The sequence below is a fragment of the Brevibacillus sp. SYP-B805 genome, from assembly GCF_011059135.1.
In the GTDB taxonomy this organism is placed as follows: domain Bacteria; phylum Bacillota; class Bacilli; order Brevibacillales; family Brevibacillaceae; genus Brevibacillus_F.
Genome location: NZ_JAALGD010000008.1, coordinates 68,273 through 90,482 on the forward strand (window position 1 = coordinate 68,273; position 22,210 = coordinate 90,482).

Sequence of the window (22,210 nt, forward strand, 5' to 3'; positions counted from 1 at the left end):
TCCTGAGATCATCATACCACTAATTATTACAAATAACGAGTACTAGCCCAATACTCTTCGTAGGAAGCTTCAAACAATCGTTTTGATTCCTCTTCTCCCACAAATACAGAGCTGGTAATTACCTTGGGTGGACGACCTCTATCCGTTAACTCTTTCGCCACTTTGCATTTGATAAGATTAACAATTACGGTATTCCCAATCGTTGAACCAGGACCTACCGGCGTGTCCAAGTTTTCAATTTTAACCATGGCGTCCCCTGGAACTGCACAATTGTCAATGATCACATCCGCCAGTTCATATAGTTTATAGCCGGAACTATGCTTGGATTTGGCCAACTGACTGTGCGCAAGGGAAGTTACCGCAATCAGCGGGATGCCCCTCTCCTTCATTTCGAGGGCTATATCAACGACAACACTACTGGTACCGCTATGAGAAAACAAAATCATGCTGTCATGCTTGCCAAAGTGAACGTTCGACACGATTACCCTACCGAACCCCTCTACATTCTCCAAAAAAATGGCTTGCCTCTGTCCGTTGCTCCCGACTACATTGTGATGATTGGTTAATGACAACTCCACCATCGGATGAAAGCCGGGGAAACTACCATAGCGTGGGTACATTTCTTCAACAGCCATCCGAGAATGTCCGCTCCCAAATAAGTGCACCACACAATTATTCATAATACTGTCTACACAAATATCGGCGGCGCGATCTATTTGTTCCATCTGGGTGGTTTCTATCTTGTGGATGATTTTCTTGACTCCATCCAGATAATTTGTCTCCAGCATCTGAAGAGCTAGCTGGGTAGAATTGTGCTTTTCCATGGACGATATTGCCCTCCTGTTTTTATTGTATATAATTACGTTTGTACGTACAAATCATTGATTGAAGTATACGAATTTTCTGCATGATTGTCAATCGTTTTTTTGCCTGCAAAGTATGATGGTCGCTGTCGACTGATTAAACAAGTGCTTTTTCAATTGAAAAAAGCATGCCTGATGTTGGCATGCCAGAGATTCGCTTCATGATTCGTACGTTTGTTTATACGCCATCTCTTCATTCTTTGTATGGACCTCTGCTGATTGAACCATGATTGATTACCCGTTGTTCGCAACCTTCGAACTACGCTGAAAATAGTCCAGGATCCCCATCGCGCAAACCTCCATGTCTACCCGCAGCACTTCATATACCGGATGATCGGCCTGCACGTTTCGCATGGAAAGGTAATCTTCAATCTGCTTCAATAATTCCTCCGACAGTGCTCGAACATCCAGCCCCTGTTCCCAGCATCGCCTGCCGATGTCCACAAACGTATCCAGCCACGTTTCCACCATCTCCAGACAACGGATGTCGGCGGTTGCTCCAAAATGACCGAAGTAGATCTTATCCGGATTCAGCCTGCGAATGCGTTCGATCGATTGTTTCATGGCTTCCGGATTGAACTGGTTCGGAGAAGTCGTCGGCAGATAGAGAGGCACTCCGCCATCCACCGTTTGCGGATATTGTATGCCGGCAGTATCCCCTGTAAATACGCCTCGGCTCAGCGGGTCGAAAATGCTGAAATGGTGGTTGGCATGACCGGGAGAATCAAAGAATTGCAGGACGCGATTGGGGCCGATGCGCAGCTCCCCATTATCCATAACCAGCAGCCGTTCTTCCGGAACCGGCAGGATCGGGTGGAACAATTCCTCAAACCGATCACCGTACACCGCTTTGGCCCCACGTATCAGTTTTTCCGGATTGACGAGGTGCGCCGCTCCTTTCGGGTGTACGATGATCTTGGCGTTGGGACATTCCCGTAAAAGCAAACCGGCGGCCCCTGCGTGATCGAGATGGATATGGGTAACGATTACATAATGAAGATCATGCGGCTCAATCCCTACCTGTTTGAGTCCATTCCGCAGATATTCGATAGACGGGCTCGATCCTGTTTCGATGATGGTTGGATGTTCATCCGGAATGACATAGCTTCCTGTCCGTTTCGGCCATCCAAGGTCAAACAAGTCGATCACATAGATCCCATTGTCTAATGAAATCGGTGTGCTCTCTTTCACTCGGCTTCCCCCCGCTCTGGTTACTTGTGGTGCATATGCTTATTTTTAACTGAATTCTCCCTCTTTTCAATCTATCTTGCATAGACTAACGCAAAAAATCGGGTTTTCGTTTTTCCAGAAAAGCGGTAATGCCCTCGATGGCTTCCGGTGTTTGAGCCATTTTGGCAATGGTTTGGCTTTCCTTTTCCATCTGTGTTTCCAAAGATTCATTCCATCCGCTGTGAAGCAATCGCTTGGCTTCACCCAGGGCCGTTCTCGCCCCTTCGGCGAATTGTGCCGCCATTTCATTGGCCTGCGCAAGCACCTCCCCGTCAGGGACAATCTTTGTCACCAATCCTAAATCAAGTGCTTCCTGCGCGGAAAGAACCCTGTTCGTCAGTACAAGGTCGAGCGCACGCTTAAAGCCTACCAGGCGGGGCAAAAAGTAACTCGCAGCCAAATCCGGGGTCAGGCCAACCTTGGTGTAAGCCATGGTAAATCGGGCTGACACGGCCGCGATGACAATGTCACATGCAATTGCCAGACTCATGCCTCCCCCGGCAGCCACTCCATTGACGGCGGCGATCACGGGAGCATCCATGCGGGAGAAGCGTGAAATGGCTGCATGCAGATAGGTAGTCACTTCCTTCAAGTGGGAGGGTAATTGGTGCCGCTGCTGGGAGAAACTTTTCAAATCTCCTCCAACGCTGAAAACATTGCCGCTCCCCGTAATGATAACGGCTCGAACGTTGGGCGAGTCACACTCGATAGCGGCATGCATCAACGCTTTTGCCATATCGATATTCATTGCATTGGCCGCTTCCGGGCGGTTCAGCACAATCGTGGCAACGTGATTCCTCACATCGAAGGATATTGTTTGATCGTTCATCCGCAAACCTCCTGGTCATCTATTTTTAGGAATCCATTTCTGTCACAACGGAGCGAACGATATGTACGGAATCAAATTGACCTTCTGAAACAGAAATGATAGGAAGATCATTGGGGAACATGCGGTTCTTAATCTCAGTAATGGTATACCCTTGTTTATGCAGATGCAAGATCTCTCCGCACATATTTTCCAGATAATCAAGCTTCATTTGCAGCAAGCGTTTCCCATCCGCTACATAGCCTGCATGACAGCAAAACATCGATTGAAAATCATGGGTGAGAACCGTACGGATCGAATTCATGATGGCAGGGATAGACTCATGGCTCATGATGATTTTGGGTTTTGGCGTAAGAAACAAATCACCGGAAAACAGCTGGCCCGTCTCTTCATTCAACAGAACGACATGATCATCCGCATGCCCCGGTGTCTCCATCACTTTCCATACGAATCGCTTCGAATGAATGGTATCGGCAATGGGCCGGGCGAAAAAGGGATCTCGAATCCCCCACAAGTTTTGGCGATACAACTGATAGGTGATCGGTTTCGAGCAAAACTCGATGGATGTGGGGTGAATGTAGAGAGGAACGTTTTTATTCTGTTGCAACCAGGCAGCTGTACCAACATGATCTTCATGACTGTGTGTCATCACAACGGAATCAATCAAACTCGACTGGTAAAACGGGATAAGCTCTTGCAGCATGGTTTGTGCTCCTGTATCGACAAGCATCCCATCCACCAAAAAGAGATAGACTTGCAGGGAGTGACCTCCTTTTACACAGACAACCTCTTCCATCTCAGATACTTCTATCATTCGACCTTTCTCCTTTCTCCCCTGCCCGGCTGCAGCACATTCTCCAACGTTCAACAGCAGAATATATGTTCGATTTCCTCCCGAATGATTATACTATTGATTGAAGAGATTTTTTTATTGGTGGTGAAAAGGGTGTCTGTTACCAAACAGCGCGATGCGCTCAAATTACTTGAACGAACCGGCGATTTTCCCTGGTATGTGGAAAAGTACATCGAACATAAAAAAGCAAAACGAAGCTCTCCCTCTACCCTACTCGGCTACTTGCGGGATTTTGAATATTTCTTTCGCTGGTTAATGGCGGAATCCCTCACCAGGGCCAAAACCATCAAAGAGATCGAACTTCACGAATTAAATGATTTAACCAAAGAAACCGTCGAAAGCTATATTATTTACCTGCGGGAATCACATTTGTCTGAACGTGCCGTCTTGTTGGACCGGCCCACACGCAGCGCCAAACGGGAATACAGTGACAAAACGATTACTCGCAAGATATCCAGTTTGAAATCACTGTTCCACTATTTATCCGCCCTGTCAGAGGATGAAAACGGAGAATCGTACCTAAGCCGCAATGTGATGGCGAAAATCGAACTGGCCGAAGAAGAAATCACCCCGCTGGCGAGGGCGCATGCGATTCGCTCCAAAATTCTGGTTGATCAGGAGATTCATCGATTTGTCGACTTCGTCTACCATGGATATCAAGCTTTTTGTGACACCAAAAGAAAGTTGGAGTATCACAACCTGAACCGGGAACGGGATACGGCCATCATCGCGCTGATCTTGTCCGGGGGGTTTCGCGTTTCGGAGATTGTCAATCTCAATCTTTCCGACATTATTTTAGAAAAGAATCAGCTGAAGATGGTCAGAAAAGGGAAAAAGGAAGACGCACCGTTTTTCAGTGATTGGGGGAAAGAATACCTCGTCAACTATTTGAACATGCGAGACAAATATAAACCGGCGGATGGCGAAGAAGCCGTATTTCTGGCCGTTGCTCCGACAAAGCCGTATGGACACCGCATCGAGGTCCGCACCGTGCAGAAGTTGGTGAAGAAATACGCCAAAGCGTTTGGGATCCCTCATCTTTCCGTGCATAAATTAAGACACAGCTTTGCCACACAGTTCCTGCGCATCAATCCCGACCCGCATCAGCTCCAGGCGCAGTTGGGTCATTCCAAGATTGAGACCACGATGCAATATGCGCATGTGCTTGATGATGCCTTGAGCATCGCTGTTAACCGCACGACTCAAAAATAATCCCCCATACGCGCTTGCGGCAAATAAGCCCCCTTCCTGCAGCCATTGGTTGCGCATCCACAAGGGGGGCTTCCCTGTGAATACGCCTGGTCGTTAGGGCTCGAACGGACCAGGATGGGTCATCCGTTGTCATGGTAGCATCAGTTCTTGCAGAACCTTGTTGGCTTCATGGTTGACGGGAATGGGTTCCGATGAAACCGCTGACGGAATGATGTAATCCATTACCATTTTGTCCGGATCCACGCTTTCGGAAGAGGTTTGGACAACGATCACATCCAAATCAGGAATCACGATCATGTACTGCCCGTGTGCTCCCACTGCTTCATAGACGGTGTGGCCGGCCAGATTTGTCAGCCAGAAATAGTAACCATAATGCTCGCCGCCCGGAAGATTTGTTGGCATTTGCGGAGAGGTGGAAGCCCTTACCCATTCCGCCGGGATCACTTGGGCGCCATCCCACTCCCCCTGCTTCAGATACAAGTATCCGAATTTTGCCAGATCGCGAGGAGTCATGAAAAGACCTGCTCCCCCCATCGTTATGCCTTTTTTGTCCGTTTTCCAGTCCACGTTGGTTATTCCAAGCGGGGCAAACAGTTTTTCTCTGGCAAAGTCAAAGGTGCTTCTCCCCGCCTTTCTTTCAACGATTGCAGAAAGAACATGCGGCTCTCCCGAATTGTAATTGAACAGATTGATCTGTTCCTTGATGATCGGTTTATCCAGGACATACTGCAACTGATCGTCACTGGCGTCCCATTCCCTCCATACTTGATCGCCTTGTTCCCATTCCGGCCAGGCCAATCCCGAGGACATCGTTAAAAACTGCCGGATGGTCATGTTTTGTTTGCTGTCATCATGATTCGCGATTTTCAACTCAGGAAAGTAACTTACGACACGTTCATCCAAACTGCTGCTGACGATGCCGTCTCTCATCGCGATGCCCCAAACAGCCCCCATGATGCTTTTTGTGACCGAGAAGAGATGGTGCTTGCGGAATTTTGAATAGCCATTCCCATACGTTTCGGCCACGATATAGCCATTGCGGATAATAAGCAGCCCGTCCGACGAAGGTTTCTTCTCTTTCATGAATCGGAACAGCTCAACCAGCTTCTCGCTCTTCATCCCCTGCTCTTCCGGCAGACACGTTTTCCATTCCGTTGTTGGCCAGTATGCAGCCGGTCGTGCATGAATGGAACCTGCTTCTGAGCAGCCGGTTATCAGCGCACATGCCAGAAACAGAACACCTGCGAAGAGTTTTACTTTTTTCATTTGCAATCAATCACACTTCCAATTATTGTGAAGTTCGCTTAATAGTAAAACAATTCAGAACAAAAAGCAAGTTTCTCTTTTCCAACCGCTGGGCCCGTTGGCAGCCGCAAAAACACGATGGCGTACCCCATCACTCCGGAAGGGGCAAATGGGGTTCCAGGTGATGGGGAGCAGCATCGAACTTCTTCCCGATTGCAGAAAGGCAGGCTTCTTCCAAAAAATAGAGCTGGCTGTTTAGCGGGGCAGGTTTGTTTGAAACCACGTTGATGTAGGTACCGTCGGGCAGCAGCATGCGGGCCTTTGCATCATCACTTAACATGATGTCCAGGATCTGCTTGATTCGTTCTTTCAGATTCTCTTGATAGACGGGGAAAAGCAGCTCGACTCTGGCAACCATGTTTCGCGTCATCCAATCCGCACTCGCCAGGAAAATGCGTTCCTCACCGCCGTTCAGAAAGTAATAGATCCGGCTGTGTTCGAGAAAGCGCCCGACGATGCTGATGACGCGAATGTTTTCGCTGACACCGGCAATACCGGGGCGCAAACAGCAGATTCCGCGAATGATCAGATCAATCTCTACGCCCGCACAGGAAGCCTTGTATAATGCTTCCATAATTCGCTTGTCGGTCAATGCGTTCATTTTGGCGATGATGCGTGCCGGTTTTCCTGCCAAACGGTTGGCCGTTTCTTGCTCAATCAACTGCAGGAACGTTTCCCTCAAGCCGACAGGAGCGGTCGTAATCGCCTTCCAGTACGGAGGCTGCGAATATCCGGTCAGATGATTGAAGAAATGGCTCGCATCGATGCCAAATTCCTCCCGGGCCGTCAGCATGCCAAGGTCCGTATACACCCGAGCCGTTCGATCGTTGTAATTGCCCGTACTCAGATGGACATACCGGCGAATGCCATCCTGTTCGGCACGGACGACCAGCGTAATTTTCCCGTGCGTCTTCAAACCGACGATCCCGTAAATCACATGACAGCCGGCCTTCTCCAGCGCTTTTGCCCACACGATGTTGTTCTCTTCGTCAAAGCGGGCTTTGATTTCCAGCAGAACGGTTACCTGTTTGCCGTTTTCCGCAGCGCGAAGCAGCGCTTTTACGATCGGCGAATCTCCGCTCACCCTGTAAAGCGTCTGCTTGATGGCAAGCACGCCGGGGTCCTCTGCCGCTTGCTGGACGAACTGAATGACGGGATCAAACGATTCATAGGGATGATGCAGCAAGAGGTCCTTTTGCCTGATCGCTTCAAAGATGTTTGTCACCCCCTGCAGCTCCTTGGGCGGTTGGGGGACATACTCCTCAAAACGCAGATGATCATAGCCGGGAAGGGCATAAAACTTGAAGAAAAAGCTGGGGTCCAGAGGGCCGTCCATGCGGTATACATCCGCGTCCTCCAGTTCGAGCCAATCCTGCAGCGTCGCCGCCAAAAAATCGCTCATGGAAGAATCGATGGCCAGGATCACCGGCTCTCCCATTTTCCGCTTTTTCAGTTCCTGTTGAATGGCTTCCAGCAGATCTTCCGTCTCATCTTCATCAATGGTGAGATCCGCATTGCGCGTGATGCGAAATGGGCTTGTTTCCCGGATGGTGTACCCCTGAAAGAGACTTTCGATATGTTCCTTGATCACCTCTTCCAGCAGCATAAAATGGGCCTCGCCAGCCGGTGACGGCAGCTGCAGGAAACGGGGAACCACGGCGGGAACCTGCACGACGGCAAACAGCGGGCCCTCGTCTTCTTCCTGAGGATTTTCCAATAACACGGCAAGATTTAAACTCTTGTTTAACAGCAGCGGAAATGGATGGCTCGCATCAACCGCCAGCGGGGTTAGGACGGGAAACAGGTGATGATGAAAATAATCCCGCATGAACGCTTGCTGTTCCGCACATAACTGATGGGCCTTTACAAAGCGGATTCCCGCCTGCTCCAGTTCGGGCGTAATCTGGTGTTTCAGCACGTCAAAAAGCTTGTTCATCACGGCGTGGGTGCGTTCCGAAATGGCTGCCAGCTGTTCTTTGGGCGTCATGCCCGATTTGTTGTCCGGCTTCGAAAGCCCGGCTTTTACCTGATCCTTCAGCCCAGCCACCCGTACCATAAAAAACTCGTCAAAATTACTGCTGGTGATGGCGATAAATTTCAAGCGTTCGAATAACGGATTTTGACGATTGGCAGCTTCTTCCAAAACGCGTTCGTTAAAAGCCACCCAGCTTAATTCCCGATTGATGTAGTAGTCTGGCAAGCTGAAGTCTCTCATGCTGCATCAACCTTTTTCTCCAGTATCTGACCATGCAGCCAGGCGGATTTCTTTTTCCAGCCGAGGTCATGGATCGATCAAGAATTCATCAACGCCCTCGCATCATCTGATCCGGGGAAATGAGATGAACTGCAGCAGATTGATGCGCGATTTTTTCCCCTTTTCACGGACATGTCCAAAAAATTCTCCCAGGAACATTTCCCATTGGCTCCCCACCGGCCTCTTCGCCGCTTCGTCCTCCAGGATCGTTCTCACGCTCAAATTCAATGCCGTTTCCAAGTGAAAAAGGGCCCTGCTCAAATGGTAATCAATGGTCTGCTCTTCCATGCGCATGATTCTCCTTTTTATAGGGATCACCAAACAGATACTCAATAAATTCATTCCAGACCTGAATGATCTCACGCTGCGCTGCGTCACGTTCGACGATTTCTTTTGTTTTCATGAAGGCCATGTCAATATGCGAGGCCGCCTTTTTCAAGTGATCATGAACGATCTCGTGATCCATCTGCACGTCCCCCTTCCCGCTTCATCCTGGCCTAATGGGACAACGACTCGTCTTCCGTATCGAACATGGCGATTTCCTTGTTAATCTGTTTTTTTAACCGTTCGTACTGCGCTTCGGCGATAATATCCTCCACTTCCTCCCTTGCGATTTGCATGAGGGCTTTGGTGCGGTTAACCAGCGCCACCACGCCTTCCATACCGGACATGGCAAGCGGGCGAAGCGTCATCTTCGCGATCGGCAGCAAGGCAGAAGCTGCCACTGCCAGTGCTGCACCCGTGATGATTTTTTCCAGATTTTTGGTAATCATGAACAGCCTCCTTCCGTGATGGGATGATAGCTCCCTACGCTGTGGACGCTACATGGCCACAGCATAGGGATTGTTGAGTGTAATCGTCTCTTGCTTCTTCGACATTTTGGCAAGGAGGGAGAAGGCCGGTTTCGAGAGAATGGATACCGAGCCACCGACGAGCAGGATCGGCACCCAATAACCCAATGGTATCGGCACGGTGTGGAAAAATCTTGCCACGGGCGGCAGGTAGAGGGCGGTTAGCAGCGCCAGCCATGAAGCTCCCAGCGCTCCCATGAAGAAGCGATCCGTTGACCAATCCCGGATCGATTCTTCCGATCCTTCCTGTCTCCAAGAGAAGGTTTGCAGCAATTGGCCGGTCACCAAGGTGGTAAAAGCCACCGTTTGCGCCAGCGCGAGAGACGCACCTGAAGCCAGGCTGAAGGCAAACAGCCCCAGTGACGCAGCCCCCAGTAAAACGCCTCTGGTGACGATTTTCCGGTACAGTTCCGCATCAGCGATGTCGGTCCGCGACAGCTGCTTGTTTTTGTTACCCGGATTGACAGCCAGAATCATCGCAGGCAGCGCATCGGTCAGCAGGTTCATCAACAAGATTTGAATCGGAACCAGCGGGATGGGAAGGCCTGCGATCACCGCCATGCTTGTGACGAGGATTTCCGCGAGATTACCGGTTAACAAGCAGCCAAGCGCTTTCCGGATGTTGCCGATAATGGTTCTGCCATTTTTTACACCATCGACGATGGAACCAAAATGATCTTCAATCAGCACCATATCGGCCGCCTGTTTGGTCACTTCCGTACCGGTGAGCCCCATGGCGATCCCCACATTGGCTTGTTTGATGGCCGGGGAATCGTTCACCCCGTCCCCTGTCATCGCCACGATATGGCCGCGTTTCTGCAGGGCCTTGACAATCCGCAGCTTATGGTCCGGGGTAACCCGGGCGAATACGGACACATCATCAATCTGCCGGCTCAATTCTTCATCCGACAGCCGGTCCAGCTCATGACCGGATAACACCTTTTGCGTGCCATCGTAAATGCCCAGTTGTCTCGCGATAGCGATCGCGGTAATCGGGTGATCGCCGGTAATCATGACCGGTTTGATGCCGAGGGAACGTGCCTCGGCGATGCTTTTGTCCACATACGGTTTCGGCGGATCGATCATCCCGGCTAAACCGACGTAAATCATTTCGTTTTCGTCAATACCCTCCGCTTCATCTTTTTCCAAGGGACGATAGGCAAACGCCAACACCCGCAATGCATGTTGAGACAGTTTTTCATTTTGCAACATGATCGCCTGTTTCTGGGCTTCCGTCAGCGGCAAAATCCTGCCATTTACCTGATATCTGTTGCAATGACGGAGGATCGTTTCCACGGCACCTTTCGAAAACACATAGCAATCCTTGCCTGATGCGGTATCTTTGCACATGACGCTCATTTTGCCGGTACTGGAGTCAAACGGAACCTCCAACCCGCGATGCCAATGGGTCATGTTCTGCTGCCAGTATCCTGCCTTTGCCGCCAGTGTAAGCAGCGCTCCCTCCGTGGGGTCGCCTTTGACGATCCATTGACCGTCCTGCTGCTCAAGCTTGCTGTTGTTGCACAGCAGACAAATCTGCAGAAGACGCTCCAGGTCGGCATTTGAACGGCTTTCAATCGCGCTTTCGGAAACCGCGGGAACAGCAGAAGCCGCAGCGGCTTCGATGCCGATTTCCTCGATTATCCCGATCGGTTCATACCCGGTTCCTGTGACAGTGAATGCCCTGTCTGCCGTTGCGATCGCTTTTACCGTCATTTCATTCTTGGTTAACGTCCCTGTCTTGTCGGTACAAATCACGGTGACCCGCCCGAGGGATTCCAATGCAAACAGCTTGCGGATCAAAGCGTTTTTCTTGGCCATGCGAAAAACACCTGCCGTGAGAGCAATCGTGATGGTTACCGGAAGGCCTTCCGGTATGGCAGAAGCGGCCAGCGTGATGGATGTGGTGATCATCTGCGAAACCGGTATCCCCCGGAAAAGCCCCGCCAGGAAGACAACCCCTGCCGCAAGAAACGCCCCCTTGACAAATTTCTTGCTGATCGACGCTACCTTCTCCTGCAAGGGAGTCGTTTCTATCTCTTCCGCATGCAAGAGAGCAGATAGATGGCCGAGTTCCGTACCCATGCCGGTTTGCACGACGATGCCCATACCCTTCCCTCTGCAAACGTCCGTTCCCATGTACAGCATGTTTTTTCGTTCGGGAAGCGGGCATTCTGCGTCTGTCAGGCAATCCTCTTTTTCGACAGGCAGCGACTCGCCGGTCAAAGCCGATTCATTTACCTGCAAAAATGAAGATTGCATGAGACGCAAATCCGCAGGGACCCGATCTCCTGCCTCAACCGCGACGATATCGCCGGGAACCAATTCGCTTGCGGAAATCTCCAGCTGCTGACCGTCTCTGATCACCTTGCACATGGGCACTTGAAACGCGTCCAGGGCTGCTACCGCTTCTTCCGCCTTTCGTTCCTGAATGACGCCGATGGCCGCATTGGCAAGCAAAATACACCCCATCGCGATTCCGTCAAACAACCCGCCGGTGACGACCGACAGCGCGCATGTGCCGAGCAGAATGAGCGAAGGAAACTCCTTAAATTGTCCCAAAAACGATGTCAGCCAGGAGGTTGGTTTTCTTTCTTCCAACCGGTTGCTGCCAAACCTGTTTCTTAACTCAGCCACCTGGGAAGTCGACAAGCCAAGGCGCGCGTCTACCATGAAATAATTAGCCGCTTCTTTCCAGGAAACGGCATGCCATGAAACGGGAGTCGTTTCAGCAGCGGCCGCCACTTCAGGCTGATACATGTTGAGGGCCGGTGGGATCGTAGCGGTCTTCTCGCTGCTTGTTTTGGCCCTGGCCAGGAATACAAGCGACAAGGCATCAGCGGCCAAGTTGACGACCGGCGCGGACAGCACGCCGAATGTCGCCAAGGCGGTGGCAATCCCATTCCAGCATTTGGCCCATCCAAAATGCTGACGAACGGTCTGATCCACTTGTTCCGCATATCCAACCGTTTCCAACAGCTCAGGCAGCCTGTGGAACTCAATCGAAGGGATTCCCATCTCATTCAAATACGCCTGGCTCGGGCTTGGCTGTTCGCCGGCGACAAAAAGCACCTCTTCCCCTTGCTGCCGCTTGACGGCGATCTGTTCAACGAGTTCCTCTGGCTGCAAGGCAAGCCAACCGGTATCCACACCATGTTTCGAGAACATGGTTGGTTCCATGTTCAAAGAGTTATGCAGGATGCCGATGCGCCATCCTTTTTGCGAGAACGCATGGATGGTTTCACCGCAGCGTGACGCGATTTCCTGCTGACGGAATAACAGCCCCACACATGCTCCGCCTTTGCTTGCCTGTTTCCCGATGAACAGGACGTGACAGCCTTTTTTGCTTAACCTTTTCGCATCAAGCAGATAGTCGCTGCAATCAATTCCTTTCTGCTGCAAGTACTCAAAATTTCCGACGAAGACGAGCGATCCGTTCACCTTTCCCTGTATGCCATGTTCATCCGTTTCAACCTGATAGGCGGTTCGGATCGTCCGGCATGTTTGCTCTGCTTTCTCCCAAATGTCCTCTTTCCAAGGATGGTTGCCCTTTTTCATCAGGGAAGCAGCCAGGCAGACGATCTTCTCCGGCTCTTTTTCCTTGGTCATGAACTGAAGATCATCTTGTTTGTTCGCAAACAAAAAAGAACTGTCTTCCACCAATAGGGTTTTCGGGTGCGCAAGCTTGGCCAGCGTGCCGTTGGCCGGAATCGGGTAATGCCTGTGATGGGATACCTGTTCAGCCTGTTTCCACGCAACTTCCGCCGGCAGGGTGGCGATTCGGGGATTGGCCGCCAGGAGAACCGCAATGCCGCGCAGGGGATCACGTGTCAACGCCCATGCCGCTCCCGCCGCAATCATGCCCCATTTTCCCGCTTTTTCGGCATACCGCTGTATCTCCGGCGGTAGGCTCGCTTCTTTCTCCCCCTTTAAAGAGGCTTGACTTCGCTGCCATTCCACATACTGCAGGATGCTGATGCCTGCCAGCACGATCAAATTCTCACGTACCAATGCCAGCGCCAGCGCACTTGCCCCCAAAATAAGATCGGTATTCCACTTCCGGTCCTGGGAATACTGCCGCAACCCGCGCCTGATCAAAGGATAGCCCGTGGCGATGGAAACCAATGCGGACAAATAAAAAGGTCCGGGCCTGCTGGCGAGAGCAGAACGCCCCATCCACAGCCGTTTCAGACCCAGCAGAGCCAAACCGCCCATGGATACGGCGAGCGGAAGCGGAACGTTGGCTGCCAGATATCTTTTTTTGCCCAACATTTTCGGCACATAGGTGATGCCGTCATCCAAAGGAGGGAAAGCTGCCTGATCTTCCTTACTGACCGTTTCCGTTTCCATCGCTGCCGCAGCTTCCGCTTTCCCCTCTATCGGACCGCCCATCGGTTGATTCAGGCTGTCCGAAGCAGAAAGCTCCTGCTCCTGTTGCAGCATGTGCCGCTCCACTGCCTGAATGATCCCCAATATCTCGCGTGCTCCTATCGTTTTCTCGTCATAGACGACGAGCAGCCGGCCGGATGCTGTACAGGGATCTACCTTGCAGATTCCTTTGACAGTAGAAAAACGGGATTTGAGCAGCTCTGCGGTTTTCGCATTCTGCTGCAGGCCGCAAATTTCCACGCGGATACGTCCCGGCAATATGCGCAGAAATCTTTTTTTGAACTCCAGCGAATGCATGACGTCTCTCCTTATCTTCTCTCTGATGCCTGATGTCTGTGTATTATTGGCATTGCAGGACATTTTATACGTCATAGGCTTCCCCGCATATTTTTGCCCGTTTTGTGAAATCCTTTTTATGAAATGAAAGGAGGATCGACGAATGATAAAATCACCGCTTGGAGTCGCCTTCGTTGCAGCAGCGGTTATCCTTTCCGTTTCACCGGATGCCCGAAAAACAGTGCGAAAGTGGGCGGTTAAGGGAACGGAACTGCTGCTGGAACTGACGGATCAGGTAAAAATGGCAGCAGCGGGAATCGGCAGCCAGCGGGAATCTGCCGCGAACAATGCCATGCCGGTGAAACGGCATGACCGTTTGCAGGATGGATCGTTCGAAACAACCGGCATGGAAGCATTTCCCATGGGAAATGTACATAATGCGTTGAGCGATGAGTTTATGAAGAACCAATTGGGCACACTCAAAATGTAAGCAAACAAAACTGGATAGGAGGTACACACATGTTTGAAGGGAGCTCTTTGTGGGCTGGAGTTATATCCGGCGGAATGACGCAGGTGCAGGATACGAACGCCTGGGCCAATGGTCAGTTGGATAAAACGAACTACTTCATCAGAACCACAGGCAATGTAACCGGGGCTCTTGGCGTGATGGCGGGGGTGGAATACGGAGGGATTTTGGGTACATCCATACTGCCTGGCGTCGGCACGGTAATCGGCGCCATCTTGGGGGGCATGCTGGGCGACAGAATCGGTCGCACCGTTGGCTATCAGGCGGGCAATGCGCTGTTTAACACCCAGATCACGCAGAACATGATGCAACCTGTGACCCAGCAATCGACTGCACAACAGCCCCATTAACATGAGGGAAAGCCGACGATTCCCTTTACAGGGGATAGTCGGCTTTTTCAACCCCGATTACCTAGTTCAAACCGCCCGCAGCGCCTGCAGCACATCCGCTTTCAGGTCTTCGATATGCTCGATGCCGACCGAGAAGCGTACGAAATTGGACGGAATCCCGGCGATCCGCATCTGCTCCTCGGTCATCACGCCTTCCCACATCGCCGCGGTATGTACCACCAGGGAATCGACCCCGCCCAGGCTGACCGCGTTTTGCGACAGTTTCAGGGTGGAAACGAAGCGCTGCGTCTCTTCATAGCCGCCTTTGATGGCAAAGGCGATCACCGCCCCGAAACCACGCATCTGGCGTTTCGCCAAGTCGTGTTGGGGATGGCTGGGAAGACCGGGGTAATACACCCGCTCGATCTGCGGCTGCTTCTCCAGAAATTCGGCCAAGGCGAGGGCGTTGGCGTTGATGCGGTCCATCCGAACCGGCAGCGTACGCAGGCCGCGCAAGAGCAGCCACGCATCCATCGGAGAAAGGACCGAACCGAGGGAAATATGCGTGTGCCAGATCCGCTCGGCTAACTCCTCGCTGGTGCAGATCACCCCCGCCGTCAAATCATGATGGCCGCCCAAATACTTGGTTGCACTGTGCACAACCACATCGACACCCAGATCATGCGGCCGCTGATTGATCGGCGACGCAAATGTGTTGTCTGCTACCACGATAATGCCGCGCGGTCGGGCCAATGATACTACGGCTGCCAGATCTGTCACCACCAAGGTCGGATTGGCAGGCGTCTCCACCATGATCAGCTTCGTATTGGGCCGAATTGCATCGGCAAAGGCGGAGACGTCGGCCTGCTCAACCAGGGTCACTTCAACGCCAAATCGCGGCAGCATCTCGTCCATGATCTTGGCGGTGCTCATGTAATGCCGGGTCTGGGCAATCACATGATCGCCTGCGCTGACCAGCGCAAGAAGAGTCGTGGCTATCGCCCCCATCCCGGAGCCGGTAACCAGCGCTGTTTCCGTACCTTCCAGCTCAGCCATTATCTTTTTTACCCGCTCATGAACCGGATTGCCGTAGCGCGTGTAATAGCGGGGGTGACGCGGAGTTCCCGCCATGTCCGCGAATTCGGCTGCATTCTGTGCACGGAACGTGGCCGTGTAATAAATCGCGGGGGCAATCCCCCCATCGTTGGCCAACCCGTCATCGGCATGAATAACCAAGGTTTCGTCCCGTAGATCAGCGTGATCTGTCCCACCATGATGATTGCGTTTGTCCATGCTCCATCTCCTCTTTCCTTTTTTATTTAACTTGCTCTGCAATTGCCGAATCAGCCGACCGGCAGCGTTCTGCTTTTCGGAAGATTCGTTTCTTTCTGCATGTTCTCATTTTATCTGATACCGGGATCCAGGACAAACCGTGCAAAAGGAAAGCACCTCCGCTCAATCGTACGCATACGAGTCAGCAAGGTGCTCCCGAACATTACCATCAAACCCATCTGCTTCATAGTTAAAAATAAACAAGTCTTCATTGGCTGTGTAGCCGTAGTCACTAATCATCTTTGGCCCTAGCTCATCAGGATCAGTGATTTCAGTAATATAATGGACATCAGGATTAGTGAGAGGGGATTTATCTCCCTGGTGGCTACGTCTCGCGTTTCCTGGGCGAAGACGATGACCAGCGGGAATCTACCAAATGATTCTCCCTGCATATTTCTAAAAACGGAACGCATATTCCCGTATCGGGACAAAATCCCGGGTTTTCCGTACATAATGCCTTGGTAAAATCAGGATTCTGTTGGCTGAGGTTTTTAAAATAGCAGACAATCTCATGATTGCGAACAGCTAAACTGTTCAGCTGGAAAGAGAGCGGAACCTTCGTGTCTACATGCTGATAGAATAATCCTTTCTTTGTAAACGGAGGCGGATACGCGTTAGCCGGTAAAGTGGGAATAATGTCATGGACATTGAAAATCCGAATACTATTCCTAACCGTTTGGTTGAATCGAGAAACAAAGTCAGGGTCTCCGACACGCGGACTGCCATACGTATACACGATAGGATTTTTAAACCCGGTGTTCACCGCAAGATCCAAAGCAGCTAATACGGCTAAACCTCCTCCCAAACTGTGGCCTGTAACCATTAGTCTTTTTGTTGTAGAAAGCTTGTTTAATTCTCTGATCAATTCGTTTCTTGCCGATTGATAGATACATGTGAATCCGCGATGGGTTTTTCCTGCATTTCTGACGAAAGGAAATGGTACTTGATACAAGTCTTGGTCCGACTCATTGTCCTCAAATGTTCGAGTTCCTCTCAAAGCTATAATGATGGTATCTTGTGACTCTGCAACAAAACCAAAAACTTCCGCTTCCGGCTTCTCAACTCCAGCAAGAGCGCGAATGGTATATCGAAGGGTAAATCCTTTCGGCAAGAGTAGCGTTCCCTTTTCAAAAAGCTGATATGACTGATTGATCATGGCCGCAAGCAAGATCGCATCTTCACTGTTAAACATATACGTTATGCTTGGGATATTCATCTATGCAGCTCCTTTCTCAGATACAAGGGTTCAGGCGCTAGCATGTACCTCGAAACGGAATACACATTTCGGTATCGGGACAAAAACCTGGATTTTCATCACATAATGATTTCGAAAAATCAGGATTCATTTTGCTGAGGTTTTTAAAATAGCAGGCAATCCCATCATTACGCGGCGTATCATTCAGTTGAAAAGAGACCGGAACCTTTGTTTTTACATGTTGATAGTATAAACCTTCCTCGGTGAAAGGCGGCGGATACGCTTTATCCGGAAACGTCGGATAAGAGTCATGAATATTAACAATTCGTATACTGTTTTTTACCGCTTGGTTGAATCGGAAAGCAAAGACAGGGTCTCCGACACGCGGACTGCCATACGTATACACGATGGGATTCTTAAACTCGCTATTCACTGCAATATCCAAAGCAGCCAACGTTGCCAAAGCTCCCCCGTAGTTGTGACCGGTAACAAACAGTCTTTTTGTTGCAGATAGCTTGGTTAATTCTCTGATCAATTCGTTTCTTGTCGATTGATACATACATGTAAATCCACGCGAGGTTTTCCCCCCGTTTCTAACAAAAGGGTATGGAACTTGAAGTATGTCATAGGCTGCTAATAGATCCGCAGGATATGCAGCGTAGCCTCTAAACACTATAATGATTTGATCTTGTGACTCAGCAATAAAACCGAATACTAATTCCGTAGGATTCTCCACGTCAGCAAAAGCGCGAATGGTATATCGAAGGGTAAAGCCTTTTGGCAAGATCAGCTTCCCTTCAGACAAGAATGGATATGTCTGATAGTTCATTGCTGCAAGGAATATTGCAGTTTTACTATTAAAAATGTTCTTTTTGGCTGAGAAAACCATAAATACAATTCCTTTCGGCTTGATCTGTATTTTTTGTTGCTTTTTCAAAATATTTTTTCATTTTAATGTTGGCACTTCCCGCCTACAGGTTGACCCCGTCAGGTGGATTTGGCCACCTCATATTAGTGTGCTTCTCTCTTTGGGCCAGTCGGCTGCCCCTTTATGAGCCTATGCTTTGTTACATGAGTGAGTGCTTGTACGGAGGAAATATTGCAGCAGATACATGCGTGTTGGTTCCGATCAAGTCCATTTGCCGTACCCGTATGGACTCAAGATCGATCTGCGGCTGCTTTTCCAGAAATTCTGCCAAGGCGAGGGCGTTGGCATTGATGCGTTCGATCCGGATCCGCAGCGTGTTGAACCGGATTGCCGTACTCTTTCCTTTTTTTATTTAGCGTGCCCTGCAATTGCCGAAACAGCCGACCGGCAGCGTTCTGCTTTTCGGAAAATGCGTCTCTTTCTGCATGTTCTCATTTTTGCTGATACCGGGATCCTGGACAAACCGTGCAAAAGGAAAGCACCTCCGCCCAATCGTACGCATACGAGTCAGCGAGGTGCTATTCTTGTGTCATGTTGCGAAATCGGCGCCGTTCGTTGAACATGCCCTTTCAATTCCGGCAGAACAGGCGCTCTCATGAAAGCTGGATCGTTTCCGGTTCTTCCATTCCGCCTCGAGCTCTTGAATGTGTCCGCTATCCGGCAGCATAATCGAGCACAAGTCATAGGTAGACTTGGACGTTCGCGCTATTTCACAATCAGTATGGGACATTCGGCGTTTTGCAGGACTTTATGGCTGACACTACCAAGCATCAGTTCCTTGAAATATCCAAGTCCTCGACTTCCCATGACGATCAGATCATAGTTTTCGTACTTGCTCTGGATGCAGATCTCCTGTGCGGGATCGCCGACTTTGACATCGATGAGAAAGGAAATTCCGGCAGCTTTCAACGCTTCCGCCCCCTTCGCCAGAACTTCTTCTCCCTGACGTCTAATTACACCGTCTACATCAATGTCGGTATCATGCAGAAACGCATTCACTCCTGGTGTCAACGGGGGAACGACATGGAGCAGCGTCACTTCGTATTCCTTCTCCTGTCCTTGACAAATCTTAATGACTTCCTGCAGTGCGCGTTCGGAATGACGAGACCCATCGAGGGGGACTAGAATTTTGTGGTACATAATAAATTCCTCCTAGCCGTTTATGGTGAGATTTGATCCCAATTTATACCCCTCAAGATGATGCGTAAATCGGGGAGTCCCCTGATTTGTTACAGTGATTTTCCTGAATTTACCCTTCCAATCCGCCCCTTTTTCGGTCTCCTATCAGGATTGTTGGAACCGTCGACGGAGCAATTTGACAACTTCACTTACAACCTTAAGAAAGGGCCTGATACTCTCTTTTCGAGAATACATCAGGCCCTTTGTTGCTGGAACTCCATTACGTTTCTCGCTCTAAAATCGTAGCGATGCCTTGACCGCCTCCTATGCAGGCTGTCAGTAAGGCGTAGTGCCCCTGAATACGCTGTAATTCATAGACGGCTTTCGTTGCTAATATGGCTCCGGTAGCTCCCAGCGGGTGACCATGGGCGATCGCTCCTCCGTTTACATTTACCTTGCTGGGATCCATTTGAAGCTCACGATCGCAAGCGATGACTTGAGCGGCAAACGCTTCATTGATTTCGATGAGATCGAGATCATCCAAGCGTAGGCCCGATTTCTCCAATACCTTGCGTGTGGCAGGCACTGGACCGATCCCCATGATGTTCGGATCGACTCCGGCAATGGCTCGCTCCCGGATGACAGCGAAAGGCTTCAACCCTAATGCTTCCGCTTTTTCCCGGGCCATGATGACAAGCACGGATGCTGCATCGTTCAAGCCGGAACTGTTGCCGGCAGTGACGGTCCCTCCTTCCAGGAATGCGGGCGCAAGCTTGGCTAACCCTTCCAAGGTCGTTTGCGGCCGGGGATGCTCATCCGTATCGAAAAGATCGGTTTCTCCTTTTCCGGTAGGTATCGGGATGGGGACAATCTGTTCCTCAAATCGTTTTTCATTCATGGCCCGTGCCATCTTGCGTTGACTGTTCAGGGCGAACTCGTCTTGCTCTTCACGGCTAATGCCGTATTTTTTGGCAAGATTTTCTGCCGTAATGCCCATGGGAGGATTACCAATTTCCGTCGGGGATAATTTGGGTCTGATAAACCTGGGTGGCTGCACACTGTATAACTTGCCCGGTTTCTCCATCAAATAAGGCGCCTGGCTGTAACTTTCAATCCCTCCCGCAAGATAGACGTCGCCATCTCCAGCATTGATCGCCTGTGCAGCCAAAAGGATCGCATTGATTCCCGAGCCACACTGCCGATCTACGGTTAATCCGGGAATTGCCAAAGACAACCCCGTTTTCAGTGCGCATAAACGGGCAATATTTCCTCCACCGCTCAGCACATTGCCCAAAATCACATCATCGATCATGTCCGGACTCAGATTAGCACGTTTGATCGCTTCCTTGATCACAGCTGCACCGTAGTAGTGTGGCGGCAGGGTTGCCAATGCTCCTCCGCTTCTGGCGATTGCTGTGCGAACCGCGGCAACAATCACCGCATCACGTTTCATCTTTCCCACTCCCTTTCTCTTTCATGGAAAAATGGCATGCAGGTACGCCGCGCTCCTCCCGTTCATCCTCATGTCTCCGCAAAATACCTGCCAATTACAAACTCTCTCCCAGTTTTACGTATCCTTTTAACAGATTTCTGGCGATGATCAGCCGCTGGATTTCATCCGTTCCGTCGTAAATGCGCCACAGTCGGGCTTCCCGGTACCAGCGTTCGATCGGCAGTTCCTTGGTATAGCCCATGCCGCCGTGGATCTGGAGAACGCGGTCGACCACCCGGTTTCCCATATTGGCACCAAACAATTTGGCCATCGACGCATAATGGCGATTGTCCATCCCCTGATCCAGCATCCAGGCCGCATTGAAGACCAACCACTTGGCCGCCTCAATTTCAACGGCCGAATCTGCAATCATCCACTGGATGGCTTGTCGTTCCGCAATGGGCTGACCAAATGTTACCCGTTGCTTGGCGTAATCGATGGCCATTTGAAGCAGGCGTTCGGCTGCCCCAACCGCTCTCGCGCCGACAATCCAGCGAGCAAATCCGATCCATTCCAGCCCAAGTTGATACCCGCCGTGCAATTCGCCCAAGATGTTTTCTTCCGGAACGCGCACATTCTCAAAGATCAGGGAAGCCGGCCCCCACTCTCCCATCGTATGGATGTACTCGGATTTCCATCCCATATCGCGGTCGACCAGGAAGCAGGTTACACCCCCGCCCTTTGCCTGCCTCTCCTTGTCCGTGACAGCAAATACCATCGCAAAATCGGCTTCATTTCCATTGGTAATGAATACTTTTTCCCCATTCAGCACCCACTCGTTCCCATCTTTCTCCGCCCGCATGCTGATCCGGCGGGTATCTGAACCCGCTCCCGGCTCCGTGAAGGCGAAACAGGAAATTCTTTCTCCGTTGATGGTGGGAATCAGATATTTCTTTTTTTGCTCTTCATTGCAGTAATAGAGGATGTTGTCGGCAAATCCGCCAAATTGGAAGGGGACGAAGGTGCGCGCCAACTCCATGACGACGATCGCTTGCATCATCTGGCCAAGGTTTGCCCCACCGTATTCCTCGGGGGTGTTGATCCCCCAAAATCCCAGTTTCTTTGCTTTTAGCTGCAGTTCTTTTTTGTGCTCGGGCGTGATGCCCGGTCTGCCTTCCCTTTCATTGCGAAGCACCTCCGTTTCCAGAGGCATCAACTCTTTTTCCACGAATTTTCTGACCGTTTTTTGAATCATTTTCTGTTCTTCATTCAAGCGTAAATGCATCAGTA

General features: G+C 50.7%; 19 protein-coding genes. 3 read left to right on the plus strand and 16 right to left on the minus strand.

Annotation, left to right across the window (positions count from 1 at the left end; translation table 11 throughout):
• Positions 1-26 precede the first annotated feature (26 nt).
• From G3578_RS11480 to G3578_RS11495, 4 genes are all read right to left on the minus strand, one after another.
• Positions 27-824, minus strand: coding sequence for a sugar isomerase domain-containing protein (locus G3578_RS11480; RefSeq protein ID WP_206529641.1), 798 nt, complete (start codon positions 822-824; stop codon positions 27-29).
• Between the two features lie 273 nt (positions 825-1,097).
• Positions 1,098-2,054 carry an MBL fold metallo-hydrolase gene (locus G3578_RS11485; protein WP_165212755.1) on the minus strand — a complete coding sequence of 319 codons (957 nt, stop codon included), beginning with the start codon at positions 2,052-2,054 and terminating at the stop codon, positions 1,098-1,100.
• A gap of 85 nt (positions 2,055-2,139) precedes the next feature.
• Entirely contained in the window at positions 2,140-2,922 is a 783-nt protein-coding gene (locus G3578_RS11490) for an enoyl-CoA hydratase/isomerase family protein (protein WP_165212958.1), read from the minus strand.
• A gap of 25 nt (positions 2,923-2,947) precedes the next feature.
• Complete coding sequence (locus tag G3578_RS11495) at positions 2,948-3,733, minus strand: MBL fold metallo-hydrolase (protein ID WP_165212757.1); 786 nt, start codon at positions 3,731-3,733, stop codon at positions 2,948-2,950.
• Positions 3,734-3,865: 132 nt separating this feature from the next.
• Between G3578_RS11495 and xerS the strand changes: the two genes are divergently transcribed.
• A complete protein-coding gene (gene xerS / locus G3578_RS11500; RefSeq protein WP_165212759.1) occupies positions 3,866-4,984 on the plus strand; it encodes a tyrosine recombinase XerS in 1,119 nt (372 codons plus the stop codon).
• Positions 4,985-5,113: 129 nt separating this feature from the next.
• Here the strand turns inward: xerS and G3578_RS11505 are convergent, their stop codons facing one another.
• From G3578_RS11505 to G3578_RS11530, 6 genes are all read right to left on the minus strand, one after another.
• A complete protein-coding gene (locus G3578_RS11505; RefSeq protein ID WP_165212761.1) occupies positions 5,114-6,250 on the minus strand; it encodes a serine hydrolase domain-containing protein in 1,137 nt (378 codons plus the stop codon).
• A gap of 130 nt (positions 6,251-6,380) precedes the next feature.
• On the minus strand, positions 6,381-8,504 hold the full coding sequence (locus G3578_RS11510) for an RNA degradosome polyphosphate kinase (RefSeq protein WP_165212763.1): 2,124 nt from the start codon (positions 8,502-8,504) through the stop codon (positions 6,381-6,383).
• A 102-nt stretch (positions 8,505-8,606) separates the two neighbouring features.
• Positions 8,607-8,831 (minus strand): hypothetical protein, encoded by a 225-nt coding sequence (locus G3578_RS11515; RefSeq protein WP_165212765.1) that lies wholly within the window; start codon positions 8,829-8,831, stop codon positions 8,607-8,609.
• Positions 8,812-9,009, minus strand: a complete 198-nt coding sequence (locus G3578_RS11520; RefSeq protein ID WP_165212767.1) for a hypothetical protein — start codon at positions 9,007-9,009, stop codon at positions 8,812-8,814. The genes G3578_RS11515 and G3578_RS11520 overlap by 20 nt, the downstream gene beginning before the upstream one ends.
• Positions 9,010-9,040: 31 nt before the next feature.
• Entirely contained in the window at positions 9,041-9,316 is a 276-nt protein-coding gene (locus G3578_RS11525) for a DUF5132 domain-containing protein (RefSeq protein ID WP_165212769.1), read from the minus strand.
• A gap of 48 nt (positions 9,317-9,364) precedes the next feature.
• A complete protein-coding gene (locus G3578_RS11530; RefSeq protein ID WP_165212771.1) occupies positions 9,365-14,080 on the minus strand; it encodes a cation-translocating P-type ATPase in 4,716 nt (1,571 codons plus the stop codon).
• Positions 14,081-14,222: 142 nt separating this feature from the next.
• Between G3578_RS11530 and G3578_RS11535 the strand changes: the two genes are divergently transcribed.
• Both G3578_RS11535 and G3578_RS11540 read left to right on the plus strand, forming a co-directional pair.
• Positions 14,223-14,549: a hypothetical protein gene (locus G3578_RS11535; protein ID WP_165212649.1), complete on the plus strand. Its 327-nt coding sequence runs from the start codon at positions 14,223-14,225 to the stop codon at positions 14,547-14,549.
• A gap of 29 nt (positions 14,550-14,578) precedes the next feature.
• Complete coding sequence (locus tag G3578_RS11540; protein WP_165212773.1) at positions 14,579-14,935, plus strand: glycine zipper domain-containing protein; 357 nt, start codon at positions 14,579-14,581, stop codon at positions 14,933-14,935.
• A gap of 66 nt (positions 14,936-15,001) precedes the next feature.
• On the opposite strand, the gene G3578_RS11545 is transcribed toward G3578_RS11540, so the two are convergent.
• From G3578_RS11545 to G3578_RS11575, 6 genes are all read right to left on the minus strand, one after another.
• Positions 15,002-16,207: a trans-sulfuration enzyme family protein gene (locus G3578_RS11545; protein WP_165212775.1), complete on the minus strand. Its 1,206-nt coding sequence runs from the start codon at positions 16,205-16,207 to the stop codon at positions 15,002-15,004.
• A gap of 364 nt (positions 16,208-16,571) precedes the next feature.
• Entirely contained in the window at positions 16,572-17,462 is an 891-nt protein-coding gene (locus G3578_RS11550) for a lipase family protein (RefSeq protein WP_165212777.1), read from the minus strand.
• 37 nt (positions 17,463-17,499) lie between these two features.
• Entirely contained in the window at positions 17,500-18,330 is an 831-nt protein-coding gene (locus G3578_RS11555; RefSeq protein WP_165212960.1) for a lipase family protein, read from the minus strand.
• A gap of 744 nt (positions 18,331-19,074) precedes the next feature.
• Entirely contained in the window at positions 19,075-19,509 is a 435-nt protein-coding gene (locus tag G3578_RS11565) for a universal stress protein (protein ID WP_165212779.1), read from the minus strand.
• Positions 19,510-19,768: 259 nt separating this feature from the next.
• Positions 19,769-20,941, minus strand: coding sequence for a thiolase family protein (locus G3578_RS11570; protein WP_165212781.1), 1,173 nt, complete (start codon positions 20,939-20,941; stop codon positions 19,769-19,771).
• A 94-nt stretch (positions 20,942-21,035) separates the two neighbouring features.
• Entirely contained in the window at positions 21,036-22,205 is a 1,170-nt protein-coding gene (locus G3578_RS11575; RefSeq protein WP_165212783.1) for an acyl-CoA dehydrogenase family protein, read from the minus strand.
• Positions 22,206-22,210 lie beyond the last annotated feature (5 nt).

What these genes read in the sequence shown, in the direction of transcription:
- G3578_RS11490 (WP_165212958.1), bottom strand. Translation starts at nt 2,922, where the DNA reads ATGAACGATCAAACAATATCCTTCGATGTGAGGAATCACGTTGCCACG.
- G3578_RS11505 (WP_165212761.1), bottom strand. Translation starts at nt 6,250, where the DNA reads ATGAAAAAAGTAAAACTCTTCGCAGGTGTTCTGTTTCTGGCATGTGCG.
- G3578_RS11515 (WP_165212765.1), bottom strand. Translation starts at nt 8,831, where the DNA reads ATGGAAGAGCAGACCATTGATTACCATTTGAGCAGGGCCCTTTTTCAC.
- G3578_RS11525 (WP_165212769.1), bottom strand. Translation starts at nt 9,316, where the DNA reads ATGATTACCAAAAATCTGGAAAAAATCATCACGGGTGCAGCACTGGCA.
- G3578_RS11565 (WP_165212779.1), bottom strand. Translation starts at nt 19,509, where the DNA reads ATGTACCACAAAATTCTAGTCCCCCTCGATGGGTCTCGTCATTCCGAA.
- G3578_RS11550 (WP_165212777.1), bottom strand. Translation starts at nt 17,462, where the DNA reads ATGAATATCCCAAGCATAACGTATATGTTTAACAGTGAAGATGCGATC.
- G3578_RS11510 (WP_165212763.1), bottom strand. Translation starts at nt 8,504, where the DNA reads ATGAGAGACTTCAGCTTGCCAGACTACTACATCAATCGGGAATTAAGC.
- G3578_RS11520 (WP_165212767.1), bottom strand. Translation starts at nt 9,009, where the DNA reads ATGGATCACGAGATCGTTCATGATCACTTGAAAAAGGCGGCCTCGCAT.
- G3578_RS11545 (WP_165212775.1), bottom strand. Translation starts at nt 16,207, where the DNA reads ATGGACAAACGCAATCATCATGGTGGGACAGATCACGCTGATCTACGG.
- G3578_RS11575 (WP_165212783.1), bottom strand. Translation starts at nt 22,205, where the DNA reads ATGCATTTACGCTTGAATGAAGAACAGAAAATGATTCAAAAAACGGTC.
- G3578_RS11570 (WP_165212781.1), bottom strand. Translation starts at nt 20,941, where the DNA reads ATGAAACGTGATGCGGTGATTGTTGCCGCGGTTCGCACAGCAATCGCC.
- G3578_RS11535 (WP_165212649.1), top strand. Translation starts at nt 14,223, where the DNA reads ATGATAAAATCACCGCTTGGAGTCGCCTTCGTTGCAGCAGCGGTTATC.
- G3578_RS11480 (WP_206529641.1), bottom strand. Translation starts at nt 824, where the DNA reads ATGGAAAAGCACAATTCTACCCAGCTAGCTCTTCAGATGCTGGAGACA.
- G3578_RS11540 (WP_165212773.1), top strand. Translation starts at nt 14,579, where the DNA reads ATGTTTGAAGGGAGCTCTTTGTGGGCTGGAGTTATATCCGGCGGAATG.
- G3578_RS11555 (WP_165212960.1), bottom strand. Translation starts at nt 18,330, where the DNA reads ATGGTTTTCTCAGCCAAAAAGAACATTTTTAATAGTAAAACTGCAATA.
- G3578_RS11530 (WP_165212771.1), bottom strand. Translation starts at nt 14,080, where the DNA reads ATGCATTCGCTGGAGTTCAAAAAAAGATTTCTGCGCATATTGCCGGGA.
- G3578_RS11495 (WP_165212757.1), bottom strand. Translation starts at nt 3,733, where the DNA reads ATGATAGAAGTATCTGAGATGGAAGAGGTTGTCTGTGTAAAAGGAGGT.